The sequence below is a fragment of the Zoogloea sp. genome, assembly GCF_017302315.1.
GTDB lineage: Bacteria > Pseudomonadota > Gammaproteobacteria > Burkholderiales > Rhodocyclaceae > Zoogloea.
Window position 1 is genome coordinate 1 of the sequence record NZ_JAFLDT010000085.1, and the last position, 16,085, is coordinate 16,085.

At 63.9% G+C, this 16,085-nt stretch carries 11 protein-coding genes; 2 read left to right on the forward strand and 9 right to left on the reverse strand.

All coding sequences use genetic code 11. From position 1 onward, the window contains the following. Positions 1-1,152 (reverse strand): DEAD/DEAH box helicase (locus tag J0L98_RS18210; protein ID WP_296413318.1); only part of this gene is annotated, 1,152 nt, incomplete at its 3' end. A gap of 412 nt (positions 1,153-1,564) precedes the next feature. On the opposite strand from J0L98_RS18210, the gene J0L98_RS18215 reads away from it, so the two are divergent. Next, entirely contained in the window at positions 1,565-2,428 is an 864-nt protein-coding gene (locus J0L98_RS18215; RefSeq protein WP_296413320.1) for a neutral zinc metallopeptidase, read from the forward strand. A 72-nt stretch (positions 2,429-2,500) separates the two neighbouring features. Here the strand turns inward: J0L98_RS18215 and J0L98_RS18220 are convergent, their stop codons facing one another. The 5 genes from J0L98_RS18220 to J0L98_RS18240 all read right to left on the reverse strand — a co-directional run bounded on the left by J0L98_RS18220 (position 2,501) and on the right by J0L98_RS18240 (position 9,807). Further along, a complete protein-coding gene (locus tag J0L98_RS18220; protein ID WP_296413334.1) occupies positions 2,501-2,977 on the reverse strand; it encodes a VOC family protein in 477 nt (158 codons plus the stop codon). Positions 2,978-3,886: 909 nt separating this feature from the next. After that, a complete protein-coding gene (locus J0L98_RS18225) occupies positions 3,887-4,606 on the reverse strand; it encodes a response regulator transcription factor (RefSeq protein WP_296413321.1) in 720 nt (239 codons plus the stop codon). Next, positions 4,603-6,669, reverse strand: a complete 2,067-nt coding sequence (locus J0L98_RS18230; protein WP_296413322.1) for a PAS-domain containing protein — start codon at positions 6,667-6,669, stop codon at positions 4,603-4,605. The genes J0L98_RS18225 and J0L98_RS18230 overlap by 4 nt, the downstream gene beginning before the upstream one ends. Continuing rightward, on the reverse strand, positions 6,666-8,768 hold the full coding sequence (locus J0L98_RS18235) for a bifunctional diguanylate cyclase/phosphodiesterase (protein ID WP_296413324.1): 2,103 nt from the start codon (positions 8,766-8,768) through the stop codon (positions 6,666-6,668). Before J0L98_RS18235 ends, J0L98_RS18230 begins: the two co-directional genes overlap by 4 nt. Next, the gene (locus J0L98_RS18240; protein ID WP_296413327.1) at positions 8,758-9,807 is read right to left on the reverse strand and encodes an AraC family transcriptional regulator; all 1,050 of its coding nucleotides are present in this window, start codon (positions 9,805-9,807) and stop codon (positions 8,758-8,760) included. Before J0L98_RS18240 ends, J0L98_RS18235 begins: the two co-directional genes overlap by 11 nt. Positions 9,808-9,998: 191 nt before the next feature. On the opposite strand from J0L98_RS18240, the gene icmF reads away from it, so the two are divergent. After that, positions 9,999-13,265: a fused isobutyryl-CoA mutase/GTPase IcmF gene (gene icmF / locus J0L98_RS18245; protein WP_296413329.1), complete on the forward strand. Its 3,267-nt coding sequence runs from the start codon at positions 9,999-10,001 to the stop codon at positions 13,263-13,265. Between the two features lie 155 nt (positions 13,266-13,420). On the opposite strand, the gene J0L98_RS18250 is transcribed toward icmF, so the two are convergent. The 3 genes from J0L98_RS18250 to J0L98_RS18260 are packed head-to-tail and all read right to left on the reverse strand — an operon-like array spanning position 13,421 to position 15,890. Next, positions 13,421-13,900 (reverse strand): toxin-activating lysine-acyltransferase, encoded by a 480-nt coding sequence (locus tag J0L98_RS18250; RefSeq protein ID WP_296413330.1) that lies wholly within the window; start codon positions 13,898-13,900, stop codon positions 13,421-13,423. Then, positions 13,897-15,270 (reverse strand): TolC family outer membrane protein, encoded by a 1,374-nt coding sequence (locus tag J0L98_RS18255; protein WP_296413332.1) that lies wholly within the window; start codon positions 15,268-15,270, stop codon positions 13,897-13,899. Before J0L98_RS18255 ends, J0L98_RS18250 begins: the two co-directional genes overlap by 4 nt. Then, positions 15,270-15,890 (reverse strand): HlyD family type I secretion periplasmic adaptor subunit, encoded by a 621-nt coding sequence (locus J0L98_RS18260; protein ID WP_296413336.1) that lies wholly within the window; start codon positions 15,888-15,890, stop codon positions 15,270-15,272. Before J0L98_RS18260 ends, J0L98_RS18255 begins: the two co-directional genes overlap by 1 nt. Positions 15,891-16,085 lie beyond the last annotated feature (195 nt).

Consider the following 16,085-nt stretch of genomic DNA (forward strand, 5'->3'; position numbering starts at 1 on the left):
GGCGGGCATGCCGCTGCGCGGCTCCAGGCCGGGCAGGGTGTGCACGGCGAGGGGCTGGCGGGTGTAGCGTTCGATGGCACGCAGCAGGCGCACGTCACGACGCTCGGCCAGGCTGATGGCGACGCCGTTGGCGCCGCCGCGGCCGGTGCGGCCGATGCGGTGCACGTAGTCGGCGGCAACCTTGGGCAGGTCGTAGTTGATCACGTGGCTGATGGTGCGCACGTCGATGCCACGGGCGGCCACGTCGGTGGCGATGAGCACGCGCAGGTGGCCACGACGCAGCTGGTCGAGGGTGCGGGTGCGCATGCGCTGATTCATGTCGCCATGGAGGGCGGCAACCGAGTGACCCTGGGACTCGAGGTTCAGGGTCAGGGCGTCGGCGTCACGCTTGGTGGCGGTGAACACGATGGCCTGTTCCATGCTCACGTCGCGCAGCAGGCCGTCGAGGAGACGGTTCTTGTGGCCGATGTCGTCGGCCACCAGCAGGCGCTGTTCGATGTTCTCGTGGCGGGTCTGGGCCGAGTTGATCTCGATGCGCTCCGGGTCCTTCAGCAGGCGCTGCATCATGCGGGCAACCTGACCGTCGAGGGTGGCGGAGAAGAACAGGGTCTGGCGATTGGTCGGCAGCTTGGCAACGATGGCCTCGATGTCGTCCACGAAGCCCATGTCCAGCATGCGGTCGGCTTCATCGAGGATCAGGATTTCCAGGCGGGCAAAGTCGATGCGGCCGCTGTTCATCTGGTCCATCAGGCGGCCGGGGGTGGCCACCAGGACTTCATAGGGGCTGGACAGCAGCTTGTTCTGAACCGGGTAGGGCATGCCGCCCACCACGCTGACGGCCTTGGCGTAGCGCAGGTTCTTGCCGTAGCCCTTGCAGGCGTCGGTGACCTGGACGGCCAGTTCGCGGGTCGGAGTGAGGACCAGCACACGGGGGCCGCGGGCCTTGATGGTCGGTTCAGCGGTCAGGCGCTGCAGGGACGGCAGCATGAAGGCGGCGGTCTTGCCGGAGCCGGTCTGGCTCGACACGACGAGATCCTTGCCGGCAAGCGCCGCGGGGATGGCGGCCAGTTGAACGGCGGTGGGTTCGGTATAGCCGGCGTCTGCAACGGCTTTGACAATGTTCTCGGACAGACCGAGGCTGGCGAAATCCATGTTCGCTTCCTTATCGTGTATTGCGGATGCGGTGCCCGCGAAGAAAAAACGGCAACGCGTCGCCGCGCAGGGAGTGCGCGCAACAGTTGGGCTGCCTGACTGGCATATCGGCACTAACCGATCAGGACAACCTCTCGTCGAATACGGGAGATATAAGAAGGTCAGGGACGATGTGACTCGGTGCGAACCGCTTTGCACCGGACCGCGGACTATAACGATAAAGCGCAGTCTGCACAAGAATAATGTTGCAGCGCAAAAGGCGAAGGGCTGGACCCACGCTGCGCTCAGGGACTCGAACCCCGGGCGGACGTTCTCCAGAGAAACACTATTTGACGTGATTTGCTGGCATATTGGCTTGAACAAGGGGGCGTCACGCCTCACCCTTGCGACCTGATCCAGAAAAGGAAACTCCATGCGTTTCGACAACAGCCGGGAAAGCGACAACGTCGAGGATCGCCGCGGCGGTGGTGGCGGCAGAGGGCTGCCCATGGGGGGCAAGGGCATCGGCCTGGGCACCATCGTGCTGGCTCTGGTGGCCATGTACTTCGGCGTTGATCCGAGCATCGTGCTCAATCAGGCGGTCGAGTCACCCGCACCGTCGGCCGCCTCGCGCCCGGCCGGGCCACCGGCCAACGATGCGGAATCCAAGTTCATCCGCCACGTGCTGGCCGAAACCGAAGATACCTGGCAGCAGATCTTCCGCCAGAACGGCAAGCAGTATGTGGAGCCGACCCTGGTGCTCTTCTCCGGTGCCACGCGCACGGCCTGCGGTGTGGGGCAGGCGGCCATGGGGCCGTTCTACTGCCCGGCCGACCAGAAGGTGTACATCGACCTGTCCTTCTACCAGGAGCTGAAGACCCGCTACCGGGCGCCGGGCGATTTTGCCCAGGCCTACGTGATCGCCCACGAGGTGGGCCACCATGTGCAGAACCTGCTGGGCATCTCCGGCAAGGTGCAGGCGGCGCGGGAGCGGGCCTCCGAGCGCGAGGCCAATGCCCTGTCGGTGCGTCTGGAACTGCAGGCCGATTGCCTGGCCGGCGTGTGGGCCAAGAATGCCGACGCTGCCAGGGGCATCCTAGAGGCGGGCGATGTGGAGGAGGCCCTGCAGGCGGCCACCGCCATCGGTGACGATACGCTGCAGAAGCAGGCCCAGGGCTATGCGGTGCCCGACAGCTTCACCCACGGCTCGGCCGAGCAGCGCATGCGCTGGTTCAAGCGCGGCATGGCGTCGGGGCAGTTGGCGGCCTGCAACACCTTTCAGGCCGGCAGCCTGTAATTCCACTCATCCGAACGCGCGAAGGGCCGGCTCCCGCAAGGAGGCCGGCCCTTCGAACGTGTACGGCTGCGATCAGCCAGCCAGCTTGGCGAAGGCGTCGATCACTTCCGGCGGTGCCTGGACCAGCTCGATCAGCACGCCTTCACCACCGATGGGGAATTCTTCGTTGCCCTTGGGGTGCAGGAAGGTGATGTCGAAGCCGGCTGCGCCCTTGCGGATGCCCCCCGGTGCAAAGCGCACGCCGTTGGCGGAGAGCCACTCGACGGCCTTGGGGAGGTCATCGATCCACAGGCCCACGTGGTTCAGCGGGGTGGTATGCACGGCGGGCTTCTTCTCGGGGTCGAGGGGCTGCATCAGGTCCACTTCGACCTTGAACGGGCCCTTGCCCATGGCGGTGATGTCCTCGTCCACGTTTTCGCGTTCGGACACGAAGTTGCCGGTGACCTCGAGGCCGAACATGTCGACCCACAGGGTGCGCAGGCGATCCTTGGACGGCCCGCCGATGGCGATCTGTTGGACGCCGAGGACTTTGAATGGTCTTGTCATGATTGGTTTTTCCCTCCTTACAGGAAGGGGGATTTTACGGGACGGCGCCGCTGTGGGGTCGAATTCATTGGTGAGGTTCGGGTTGGGTGTGTAAGCACTATCCCTGTCAGGCCGCCGGGTTTGGTGAGCCTCGCCTGTCGGAGGGAAGCGCTTCCCGCATTTTTCGCGAACGTAGTCAGTTCACTCCCTTTGACCTTGAACCGTTGCGCCCGTACGGACGGCTTTCCGTTCTCTTACGTCACATTGGCCGGGGACTCGCCCCCGGCGGGCGACCTACTTTCTTGCTTCGCCAAGAAAGTAGGCAAAGAAGGCGACCCGCCACCCCCGGTCGGCCGTTGGCCGACTGCCCTGCGCTGCTCCCAGCAGGCGGCCGGCGCGGAACTCGCCCTTCGGGCTCAGACAGCCGCGCCGGAAGGCCCCGCCTGCTGGTGCGCTGCTCGGCGGGGTCGGAACGGGCTTTCACGCACACCGAGCCTTTACTGATACAGGGCTGGGCAACGGACCGTTGATCAGCTGCATTTCCTTTCCCCTCTGACGTGCCGACTGGAGGGTGGGACGGGCAGAAAAAGGGCTTCGCATGTCTGAGCCCGAAGGGCGAGTTTGCGAAGACCCCGCCCGGCACGCCCGGAAGGAGGGAACCCCCGAAGGGGGCGCGACAGCGGGGTACGTTTCTTTGCCGACTTTCTTGTCGTACAACAAGAAAGTCGGTCGCCCGCCGGGGCGAGACCCGGCCAATGTGACGTAAGAGAACGGAAAACCGTGCCGTAGCGGCTCACCCGGCAGAGGTCGAACGAAATTATCCAACGACGTTTGCGCGAAGTCTGCAAAGCGCTGTTCCCCCGACAGGCAAGGCTCACCAAGCCTGGTGGGCCTGCCAGGGGGTGTTTACAGACCTGGCGCGAACATGGCCATTTACTCCCACTCCACACTCGCACACAGCAGATACCCCGCCCCGTACACCGTCTTGATGATCTTCGGGTCCTGCGGGTCGTCTTCGAGTTTGCGGCGCAGGCGGGAGATGCGTACGTCGATGCTGCGGTCGAAGGGGTCGAGGTCGCGTTCGCCGATGAGCTGTTCGCGGGTGAGGATCTTGTTGGGGCGTTTGAGCAGGGTTTGCAGCAGGGCGGCTTCGGCGGCGGAGAGGGAGACTTCGCGGCCGTCGTCGGCGCTGAGGTTGAGGCGGCCGATATCGAAGTGCCAGCCGGCAAAGCGGGCGCCGGTGTGGCCGGTGGCTTCGCTGGCGGCGGCCTTCTGGTAGCGGCGCAGGATGGAGCGCACCCGGGCGACCAGTTCGCGGGGTTCGAAGGGTTTGACGAGGTAGTCGTCGGCGCCCAGTTCAAGGCCCAGTACCCGGTCGGTAAGGCCGTCGCGGCCGGTCAGGATGAGCGCGGCGCAGGGGTGTTGCTCCTGCAGGTCGCGCAGCACCTGCAAGCCGTCCATGTCGGGCAGGCCCAGATCAAGGATGGCCAGTTCGGGTTGAGCCCGGCGGGCACGGGAGAGCAGGGCGCGGCCAGTGCCGAAGGTCTCGGTGCGGAAGCCGTATTCACCCAGGGTGCTGGCGATCAGGCGGGCGATGTCGGCTTCGTCCTCGACGACGAAGATGAGCGGGGTGTCCTTGTCGGGCGTGGTCATGATGCCGGAGTCTCCGGGAATTCGAGGGCGGCGAGGGCCGTGGCAAGGGCGGCCCGGTCGAAAGGTTTGCGCAGGGTGGGGATGTTGGGGTTGCCGCCCGGCGCGTCGCCGGTGGCATAGCCGGTGATGAGCAGGATGGGTAGTTGCGGGCGCAGGGCGCGGGCAATGGTGGCCAGCTCACGCCCGCCGAGGCCGGGCATGACGGTGTCGGAGACAAGCAGGGCGATGTCTTCGACGGCTTCGAGCATGGCCCGGGCTTCGATGCCGTTGCTGGCTTCGATGACGGGGAAGCCCAGTTCGGTGAGTTGCTGACGGATGACCTTGCGTACTTCGGGCTCATCTTCCACCAGCAGGGTCAGGCGATTTTCGTTGGTGACGCTGGCGGCCGGGTGGCGGGCGGCGGGCGGCGGTGGCGGCGGGCTGTCGCTCATGGGCACGATGAAGCGCACGTTGGTGCCCTTGCCCGGGGTGCTGAGGATGCGGATGTTGCCCCCCGACTGGCGGATGAAGCCATACACCATGGCCAGGCCGAGGCCGCTGCCGGCACCGAAGGCCTTGGTGGTGAAGAAGGGTTCGAAGAGGCGCGGCAGGAGCTCGGGCGCGATGCCGGTGCCGGTGTCGGAGACGTCGAACTGCACATAGTCGCCGGCCGGGACTTCCACCAGCAGTGCCAGGCTGGGCGAGACGTGGCGGGTGGCCAGGGAGATGGTCAGGGTGCCGCCGTCGGGCATGGCGTCGCGGGCGTTGATGGCCAGATTGAGCAGCGCGTTTTCGAGCTGGTGGGGGTCCACCAGGGCATGGAGTTTCTCGGTGGGCAGTTCGAGCTTGATGTCGATGCGCTCGGTGAGGGAGCGGGACAGGAGCTGGTTCATGCCGTGCACCAGAGCGCCCACTTCCACGGGGCTTGGCTCAAGGGGCTGCTGGCGCGAGAAGGTGAGCAGGCGGCGGATCAGTTCGGTGCCGCGGCGGGCGGCGGAGAGGGCCGGCTCCAGGTGTTCCTCGTAGCCCTGATGGGCGGGCAGCTTGTCGCGCAGGGTGTGCAGGTTGCCGGTGATGATGGTGAGCAGGTTGTTGAAGTCGTGGGCCAGACCGCCGGTGAGCTGGCCGACGGCCTCCATCTTCTGGGCCTGGATGAGCGCGGCCTGGCTGGCTTTCTGCTCCGTGATGTCGATGGACAGCACGAAGAAGCCCTGCACACCGCCCGCAAGGGAGGCTTCCGGCACCACCGCGCTGCGGGCATGGACGGGCTTGCCGGCGGCATTGGTGCGCGAGTACTCATAGCTGACCCGTTCGCCGGCGGCAGCTTGTTCGAGGTAGGGCTTGATCTGGGCGTAGGCCTCGGGGCCGAAGACGTCCTCGATGCTGCGTCCCACGATGGTGTTCTTGTCGAGGCCGAACCAGTCGGCGTAGCCCTTGTTGGCAAAGCGGTAGCGTTCCCCTGAGTCCACGTAGGCGATGAGGGCCGGGATGGCGTCCATGATCAGGCGCAGGCGCTCCTCGGAACGGGCCAGCTGGGCCGCGACATTGTCGAGGCGGGCGGTGGCGGCCTCGAGTTCGGCCGTGCGGGCACGCACGCGGTTTTCGAGTTCGGCGTTCTGGCTTTCGATGAGCTGCTCGTAGCGGCGCTGCTCGGTGACGTCGGTCCATAGGGTGACGAAGCCCAGGTTGGGAATCGGTACGCCACGGATGGACAGCACCTGGCCGTTGGGGCGGGTGCGTTCCGCATGGTGGGGCTGGAAGGCGCGCACGGCGGCCATGCGCTCGGCCACCAGGTGCTCCACCTCGGCGGGGCTGCGGTGGCTGCCGCCGTACTCGCCGCGCTCCGCGTTGAAACGCACGAAGTCTTCGAAGGGGGTGCCGACACGGACCATGGACTCGGGAAAGTCCAGCAGGCGCAGCATGGCCTTGTTCCAGGTTACAAGCCGGGGGCTGGCGTCGAATACCGCAATGGCCTGATCCAGCAGATCGAAGCCCGCCAGCAGCAGATCGTAGCGGCGCAGGTCTTCGGGCGAGCCGACTCGGGTACCGGACGGGGAGGCGATGGGGGCGATACGGGCGATCACGGGCGTTGGGCGATGAGTTCGAAGAAGGCTGCCGCGGGGAGCGGGCGCGAGAACAGGAAGCCCTGGCTGTAGTCGCAGCCCGCTGCGCTCAGACGCTCCTGCTGGGCAAGGGTCTCCACGCCTTCGGCGACCACTTTGATGTCGAGCTTGTGGGCCATGGCGATGATGGCTTCGGTGATGGCCAGATCACCCGGGTCGGTGGTCAGGTCGCGCACGAAGGAGCGGTCGATCTTGAGGGTGTCGATGTCGAGACGTTTGAGATAGGCCATGGCGGAGTAGCCGGTGCCGAAGTCATCGATGGAGACCTGGATGCCAGCCGCGCTGAGGCGGGCCAGCTGGGCAATGACCGCCGGCTGTTCGTCGAGGAGCAGGCCCTCGGTGATCTCAATGGCAATGCAGGAGCCGGGCAGCCCGGCACCCTCCAGGCGCAGCATCAGCACGTCGAGGGATTGGCCGCGCAGGAACTGGCGTGGAGACGTGTTGACGGTGATTTGCAGCGGGCAGGGCTCGTCCGCTGGGGTTGGGCGCAGATCGCGCCAGTGCTCGATTGTGGCGATGGCGCGCTCGAACACCCAGGTGCCGATGGCGTCGATGAGGCCGAGTTCTTCGGCCACCGGGATGAATTCGTCCGGGGGGATCTGCCCGCGGGTGGGGTGGTTCCAGCGCAGCAGCGCCTCGGCCTTGCGCACTTCACCGCTGGCCAGGTGCAGGATGGGCTGGAAGTGGAGCTCGAGCTGCCCTTCGGCCAGGGCGCTGCGCAGGTCGCGGCCGAGCTGCAGGCGTTGCAGGGCGTTTTCCTGCATGGCTGGCGAGAAATAGCTGAAGCGGTTTCGGCCCGCGTCCTTGGCGTGATACATGGCCTGGTCGGCATTCTTCAGGATGTCGATGGGCGAGGTGGCATCCTGAGGGAAGAAGGTGATACCGATGCTCGCCGATACGTAGGCCAGGTCGTCCCCCAGGTTGAAGGGGCGGTCGAGGGCCTGGATGATATCGTCGGCGATGCGTTCGAGGGGGAGGCGGTCGGACAGGCCGGGCAGCAGCACCGTGAACTCGTCCCCTCCCTGGCGGGCCACCGTGTCGGATTCGCGCACGCAGCCGACGATGCGCCGGGCAGCGTCCACCAGCAGGCGGTCGCCGGCCTCGTGGCCGAGGGTGTCGTTCACTTCCTTGAAGCGGTCCAGGTCGATGTACAACACGGCCACACTTTCCTGGTTGCGGTGGGCCTTCTTCAGTAGCTCACTGAGCCGGTCGTGGAGCAGGCGGCGGTTGGGCAGGCCCGTGAGGGGGTCGTAATTGGCCTGCACCCACACCAGGGCTTCGGTCTGCTTGCGTTCTGTGATGTCGGTGATGACGCCCACCAGCCCGCCCAGGCTGCCATCGGCGTGAAGCCAGGTGGCCTTGTTGAAGATGACGTCCCGGCGCATGCCGTCGGCGGCTTCGACAGAGGCCTCGTAGGTCTGGACGCCGGGGTTGTCGAAGAGGGCCTGATCGGCTTCGTGGTAGCGGGCAGCCAGTTCGGGTGGTGAAATATCGAACACCGAACGGCCGATGATGTCGTCCCGAGGGCGCACGATGAAGGCTTCGAAGGCCTTGTTGCAGCCGAGATAGCGGGCTTTCTCGTCCTTGAAGAACAGGGGGCTCGGGATGGCCTCGATGAGCTGGCCGATGAAGTTGAGCTGTTCGTTGGCGGTACGCTCGGCCGCGCAGCGGGCGGTGATGTCCACCAGCATGCCGATGATGGCCGGGCGCCCTTCGAACTCGGTGCGATTGCCAAAGACTTCCAGCTCGATGCGGCCGCCATCCTTGCGCAGGCCGGTGAAGACGTAGTGGGCGGTCTCGGCCAGCCCGTCCAGGCGCTGGCTGATGGCCCCCAGCACCTTTGTCTCTTCGCCCGGGGCGATCAGGTCGCCGGGGCCGATGGCACCGGAGATCTCCGCCTGGGCATAGCCGAAGATTTCGGCAAAGCGGGGGTTGGCGTAGCGGAAGAGATTGTCCTGAATGATGTAGACGCCAATCATTGCGTTACGCAGCAGGCCGACAAACAGGCCGTCGGCGTCGCGGATCAGGTCTTCGGTCAGGGCGCGCTTCTCAGTCGGCATGGGGTGCATCATTCCGGTCAGGCTGCAGGCCGTCGCCGGGCTGCGCGGTGGTCGAGAGCTGCTTGCGGTAGCGCTCCGGCGACATGCCGGTCCAGCCGGTGAAGGCCCGGTAGAACGCAGAGGTGTCGGCATAGCCCAGTTCGGCAGCAACCTGCGAGATGGGTTGGCGCGTCTTGGTGAGGCGGGCCAGGGCGATGTCCCGGCGCAGGGCTTCCTTGATGCCGCGGAAGCTCGAACCTTCTTCGTCCAGTCGGCGATGCAGGGTGCGGGGCGACATGTGCAGCCGGTCGGCCGCCTCGTCCTGGGTCAGGCTGGCGGGCAGGGCATCCCGGATAAGGTCACGGACGCGGATCACGGTGTTGCGGTCGCGCCGATAGAGCATGCTGATGCGGCCGGGCGCGCCTTCCAGGAAGCTGGACAGGGCAGCCTCGTCGCGGCGGATCGGCAGGTCGAGCAGGGTGGCATTGAAGCGAGCGGTCAATTGCGGGCCGTCAACGAAATGGGAACGGGCAGTGTAGACCAGCGTGTAGTCGTCTGCGTGGACGGGTCGGGCAAAGGGAAAGTCCACCGAATCGAGGGAAAGGCCCCTACCCACGAGCCAGCAGGACAGGCTGTGGAGCAGGCGCAGCAGCCATTCGAACGCAAATACCCGGGCCGGGTCATTGGGATCCCGGGCGAGGGGCGTTCTTTCGCAGATGCGCAGTTCAGCCCGATCGTCCCCGCGATGCACGCTGACGCTCAGATCGGGCAGCACGATGCAGAGGAAACGTCGGGCCCGGTCAAGACCGTCTGCCAGGGTGGGGGCGCCCAGCATGCCCCGGCACAGGAACTCGAAACTGCCGGGCCCCATGGCGGTCGAGAACAGGCCGAAGCCTTCGTCGTCCAGTTCGCGGATTACCAGGTTGTAGAGGGTTGCATAGCGGTCGAGCGGGACCCGGCTGGCCGCGTCTGCAAGATTGATGTCGAGTTCCGCCAGAAGCTGGGTTGGGTTGATGTTGCGACGCAGCATCCCCGCCAGCATGCCGGTCACGAAACCCATTGATACTGTTGAGCCCTGGCGGGCCGGCTTGCTCGGCAAAAGGCATTCTCCAGTCCGTGGGGAGATGGCGCCGGCGGGCCGGCAGAAGCTTGGCGGATTTTGCACGAAAGCCGTCGACAACGGCAATGGCTAAGGCACCGCCACCCTTCTAACATGCATGGATCGATAAACATGATGTGGGGGAGACAACCATGACCGATCTGAGCGTTGCCAAGAAACTCGTCGCTTACAAGCCCAAGAACAAGGTGCGCTTCGTCACCGCTGCGGCGCTTTTCGACGGCCACGATGCGTCGATCAACATCATGCGGCGGATTCTTCAATCCACCGGCTCCGAGGTCATCCACCTCGGTCACAACCGCTCGGTGGGGGAGATCGTCAATGCCGCGCTGCAGGAAGACGTGCAGGGCATTGCGATCACCTCTTACCAGGGCGGGCATGTGGAGTTCTTCAAGTACATGATCGACCTGCTGCGCCAGAACGGCGGCGAGAACATCAAGGTCTTCGGCGGTGGTGGCGGCGTGATCGTGCCGGCCGAAATCAAGGAACTCCACGACTACGGCGTCACCCGTATCTACTCGCCGGAAGACGGCGCCGTGCTGGGCCTGCAGGGCATGATCAACGATCTGGTCGAGCGCTGCGACGAGGACCTGTCGGTGGCCGTGCCCAAGGGCGCCGACACCATCATCGCCGCCCTCAAGTCCGGCGACCGCCGGGCCCTGGCCCGGGTCATCACCGGCCTCGAGAACGGTGCCTATGGCGACGACGTCAAGCAGGCCCTGATCGAGGCCGCCAAGTCGGTCAAGGTGCCGGCCCTCGGCATCACCGGCACCGGCGGTGCCGGCAAGTCCAGCCTCACCGACGAACTGGTGCGCCGCTTCCGCCTCGACCAGGACGACAAGCTCAAGCTGGCCATCGTCTCCATCGACCCGTCCCGCAAGCGCACCGGCGGTGCCCTGCTGGGCGACCGCATCCGCATGAATGCCATCGAGCACCCGAACATTTTCATGCGCTCGCTGGCTACCCGCGACACCGGCAAGGAAGTCTCCGCGGCCCTGCCCGAAGTCATCGCCGCCACCCGCCTGGCCGGCTTCGACATGATCATCGTCGAGACCTCCGGCATCGGCCAGGGCGACGCGGCCATCGTGCCCTTCGTCGATGTGTCCCTGTACGTGATGACCCCCGAGTTCGGCGCCGCCAGCCAGCTCGAGAAGATCGACATGCTCGACTTTGCCGATTTTGTGGCCATCAACAAGTTCGACCGCAAGGGTGCCGAAGATGCCCTGCGCGATGTGCGCAAGCAGTACCAGCGCAACCGCGAGCTGTTCGCCACCCCCACTGAGCAGATGCCGGTGTTCGGCACCATGGCCGCCCGCTTCAATGATGACGGCGTGACCGCCCTGTTCCAGTCCATTGCCCCGGCCCTGGTGGCCAAGGGCCTCAAGCTGGGCAGGGCCAAGCTGCCCATCGTCAGCGTCAAGGCCTCCAGCCGCGGCCGGGCCATCGTCCCCGCCGAGCGCGCCCGTTACCTGGCCGAGATCGCCGACTCGGTGCGTGGCTACCACAAGCACACTGCCGAGCAGGCCCGCATCGCCCGCGAACGCCAGGCTCTGCGCATCTCCAAGAAGCTCTTCGAGGGCTGCAGCAAGGATGCCGGCTCGTTTGACGAGCTGATCGACTGGAAGGACGGCGAGCTCACCGGCACCGCCAAGAAGCTCCTCGACATGTGGCCGAAGACCGTTGAGCTGTATGCCGCTGACGAGTACGTGGTGAAGATCCGCGACAAGGAAATCCGCACCGTCCTCACCTCCGAGTCCCTGTCCGGCAGCAAGATCCGCAAGGTTGCCCTGCCGACCTACGAGGACGATGGCGAGACCCTCAAGTTCCTGATGAAGGAGAACGTCCCCGGCTCCTTCCCCTACACTGCCGGCGTGTTCGCCTTCAAGCGTGAAGGTGAAGACCCCACCCGGATGTTCGCCGGCGAAGGGGATGCCTTCCGCACCAACCGCCGCTTCAAGCGCGTCTCCGAGGGCATGCCTGCGCACCGCCTCTCCACCGCCTTCGACTCGGTCACGCTGTACGGCTGCGACCCGGATCCGCGTCCGGACATCTACGGCAAGATCGGCAACTCCGGCGTGTCTATCGCCACTTTGGACGACATGAAGGTGCTGTACGACGGTTTCGACCTGGTCAATCCGACCACCTCCGTGTCGATGACCATCAACGGCCCGGCGCCCATCATCCTGGCCATGTTCTTCAACACCGCGCTGGAGCAGCAGCTGGTCAAGTTCAAGGCCCAGAACGAGCGCGAGCCGACCGACGATGAAGTGCAGAAGATCCGTGCCTGGACGCTCTCCAGCGTGCGTGGCACCGTGCAGGCCGACATCCTGAAGGAAGACCAGGGTCAGAACACCTGCATCTTCAGCACCGAGTTCGCCCTCAAGATGATGGGCGACATCCAGGAGTTCTTCGTCCATAACCAGGTCCAGAACTTCTACTCGGTGTCCATCTCCGGCTATCACATCGCCGAAGCCGGTGCCAACCCGATCAGCCAGCTGGCCTTCACCCTGTCCAATGGCTTCACCTACGTGGAAAGCTACCTGGCCCGGGGCATGCAGATCGATGACTTCGCGCCCAACCTGAGCTTCTTCTTCAGCAACGGCATGGACCCGGAATACTCCGTGATCGGCCGTGTCGCCCGCCGCATCTGGGCCGTGGCCATGAAGAACAAGTACGGTGCCAACGAGCGCAGCCAGAAGCTGAAGTACCACATCCAGACCTCCGGCCGCTCGCTGCACGCCCAGGAGATGGACTTCAACGACATCCGCACCACGCTGCAGGCCCTGATCGCCATCTACGACAACTGCAACTCGCTGCACACCAACGCCTACGACGAAGCGATCACCACGCCGACCGAGGAATCCGTGCGCCGCGCCATGGCCATCCAGTTGATCATCAACCGGGAATGGGGCCTCGCCAAGAACGAGAACCCCAACCAGGGCGCCTTCATCATCGAAGAGCTCACCGATCTGGTGGAAGAGGCCGTGCTCAAGGAGTTCGAAGCCATCAGCTCCCGCGGCGGCGTGCTGGGTGCCATGGAAACCGGCTTCCAGCGTGGCAAGATCCAGGAAGAGTCGCTGTACTACGAGCACAAGAAGCACGACGGCTCCTACCCGATCATCGGCGTCAATACCTTCCTCAACCCCAAGGGCATGGCCCAGCAGGAAATCGAGCTGGCCCGTTCCTCCGAGGACGAGAAGCAGAGCCAGCTGACCCGTCTGGCCGACTTCCAGGCCCGCAACGCCGACCAGGCCCCCAAGTGGCTGGCCCTGCTCAAGCAGACCGTGATCGAAAACGGCAACGTGTTTGCGGTGCTGGTGGATGCGGTGAAGTACTGCTCCCTGGGTCAGATCACCACCGCGCTGTACGACGTGGGTGGCCAGTACCGCCGGAGCATGTAAGCAGCAATAAAGACAACCTCGGTAAGAGGGGAACAGCACGAAGAAACGGCGCCGCAAGGCGCCGTTTCTGCGTTGCCACTTTCCTTTTGACCGCAGGAGATGCAGGCCCGTGGATGGGCGACGCGCTACGCTTGTTCTTGTCGACGGGTTTCAGACTACCATTTCAGTACCTCGGCAAGCCCCTCGGGTGATGGAGACAGTTGACGCAGAACCTGCCCAGGGAACACTTTTTCTTTCAGATCTTGAATAGCTTCGGCTGCACCGCCGAAGGGCGCGATGACATCAATGATCCAGACGTCTTCGCCAGATTTCCAGTCGGATGGCGACAACTGGTGAGGGGGCTCGCGATAGCGTCCGGCGGCGGCTGCCGACAGTTTGGCCCAGGTGATGAAGGCAATAGGGGCTTCTTCACGCATATGCAAACGTACTTGATCGAGCGCCAGTGCAGGTAGCACGCGCCACTCCAGCTCACTCAGAAGAATGTTGCGGGTACCGCCCCGTTGCAACATCAGCCATGTCATGGGCCCCAACAATGGCAGTTTGCGCAGCACCACCTTGGCTTGCTCCTGCGCCATTCTTACCAAATTGGACAATTCCTGTTCATTGGTTGATTTTTCTGGACTCTGATTCGTCATGACTGATCCTCTTTCTTTCTCCTGTCAGTGCTGTCCAGCAGAGCATTGACGCCTATCACGTCTTGCTCGGTCAGCGAGCCCGTTGCTGCCTTCAGGCGTAGCCCATGCATCAGGGTCTCCATCTTGGCGCGAGCCAGATCACGGCGCGCAGAATAAAGCTGTTGCTCTGCATTGAGGACATCAATGTTGATGCGAGTACCGATTCGATAGCCAATTTGATTGGCCTTTACGGCTTCCTGGCTCGACAGCACTGCCGAGGCCAGTGCTTCAATCTGTGCATGACCGCTTGCTATGCCGGAGAACGCCTGGCGAGATTGTGTGACGGCTTGCCGCCTGCTTGCCTCGCGATCAGCCAGCGCCTTGTCGAGATTGGCCTGTGCCTCCGCGATACGAGACGCAACGGCACCACCGGACCAGATCGGAACGGCGACCTGCAAACCAATTTGTCCTGCCCGGCTACGTGTTGGGACATCGGTGGGAGAGGTCATGCTGCCAGACGAATATAGCGATCCATAGGAAGCATGGATGTCGACGGTTGGCGCATGACCCGCCCGACTCCGCGCCAGTTGGTGCTCACAAATATCCTTGTTGCCATCCTGAATGGCAATCAACGGGCTATTGGTCTGTGCCAGGGAAATCCACTTATCAACATCGTCGGGATAAGGCCGCGGCAAGCTGGCGTCGCTACTTAACATCGGTAGCATTGACGGTGGGGTGCCGGCAACGCGCTCAAGCTCTGCCCGCTTTATCGTCAACTCATTGCTGGCGGCGATCTGCTGAGATCGTGCAAGGTCCAGGCGTGACTGGGCTTCATGAACGTCGGTAATGGTTGCCGTGCCTACTTGAAAATTGCGCTTTGCCAAGGACAGTTGCTGAGTAACTGCATTCAATTGGGCTGAGGCTACCGAGAAGGATTCCTGCGCCAGGAGCGCGTCAAAAAAAGCCTGCGCCACCCGCAGGATGACATCCTGGCTGGCAAGCCGAAATTGTGCCACCGCCTGACGATACTGGGCTTCTGCTTGACTCAGCATCGACCATGACGCTGGGCGAAACAGCGGTTGAGCAAGTCGCAAAGACCAGTTGTTGCTCCTGACGTGGCGATCCTCTTCGGGGGCCTCGTTGAACGCAGCGCTGCCGTGTTGGCTTGATGTGTCGGCCCCCAGGCTGATGACGGGCAGCAAGTCCGCCCTGGCCTGGGGAACTTTCTGTTCCGAAGCCTGAAGTGCATAGCGGGCAGCGAGATAGATGGGGTCTTGGGACAATGCCGAGCGATACAGGGACAATAGGTCGTCGGTCCAAGCGAGACTGGGGGCCAGCAATCCCGCCAGGAGGAGTAGCCCATCAAAAATGATTCTTGGCAGCTTCATCATTATCGCTCCCGCAGGCCTTCTTCCTTGTAACGCAGCAAGGGGGCAAGGAAATACTCCAGGAGCCGACGTTGGTCGACGCGAATGTCGGCCGTTACGCTCATGCCGGGGGATACCAATCCGTGGCGGCCATTGATCGAAAATGGAGTTCGGTCTGTCTTTAGCTGGATCCGGACCGGATAAACCGGCCCTAGTTTCTGATCGGTCATCGCGTCGGTTGCCACCCACTGCACCACGCCTTCGATGTGACCATAGCGAGTGAAGTCGTAAGTCTCAACTTTCACGATGACGGGCTGACCGGCTCGCAGATGACCAATGTCGCGGTTCAGCACCTGGGCCTCCAATTCCAGGGTGGCGTTGTCGGGGACGATCATCATCAAGGGCTGGGCTTGGGTGACGACACCTCCTACCGTTGTCACTGCCAGTTGCTGTACTACGCCGTCAATGGGCGCTCGCAACACTTGCAGCGACTGGCGCTGGTTGGCCTTGACCAATTCCTGGCGTGCGGATTCCCGCCTGCGAGCCGTATCCACCGACTCTGCGGCAATCCGGACCTTGTATTCAGCGTCCGCTTGCGACTTTTGTTGTGCAGCAACACGAAGGCCCGCTTCTGCTTCTTTCAGGCGATTTACTAAAAAGTGCGTTAGTTACCGTACATTCTATTCGGCCGCGTAGCGGGTGCTCGGATGCCTGAAAAATGCTCGAACGATGTCGGGAGTTTTCTGCAGCGAGCGCATGAAGCGCAGCGCAAGCTTCTTCATCTGCTCGGGCCCCTTGATGATGCTTCGACCCAGTTTGTGGCTCTTCAGATGCGCCCA

What these genes read in the sequence shown, in the direction of transcription:
- J0L98_RS18255 (WP_296413332.1), bottom strand. Translation starts at nt 15,270, where the DNA reads ATGATGAAGCTGCCAAGAATCATTTTTGATGGGCTACTCCTCCTGGCG.
- icmF (WP_296413329.1), top strand. Translation starts at nt 9,999, where the DNA reads ATGACCGATCTGAGCGTTGCCAAGAAACTCGTCGCTTACAAGCCCAAG.
- J0L98_RS18225 (WP_296413321.1), bottom strand. Translation starts at nt 4,606, where the DNA reads ATGACCACGCCCGACAAGGACACCCCGCTCATCTTCGTCGTCGAGGAC.
- J0L98_RS18240 (WP_296413327.1), bottom strand. Translation starts at nt 9,807, where the DNA reads ATGGGTTTCGTGACCGGCATGCTGGCGGGGATGCTGCGTCGCAACATC.
- J0L98_RS18215 (WP_296413320.1), top strand. Translation starts at nt 1,565, where the DNA reads ATGCGTTTCGACAACAGCCGGGAAAGCGACAACGTCGAGGATCGCCGC.
- J0L98_RS18235 (WP_296413324.1), bottom strand. Translation starts at nt 8,768, where the DNA reads ATGCCGACTGAGAAGCGCGCCCTGACCGAAGACCTGATCCGCGACGCC.
- J0L98_RS18250 (WP_296413330.1), bottom strand. Translation starts at nt 13,900, where the DNA reads ATGACGAATCAGAGTCCAGAAAAATCAACCAATGAACAGGAATTGTCC.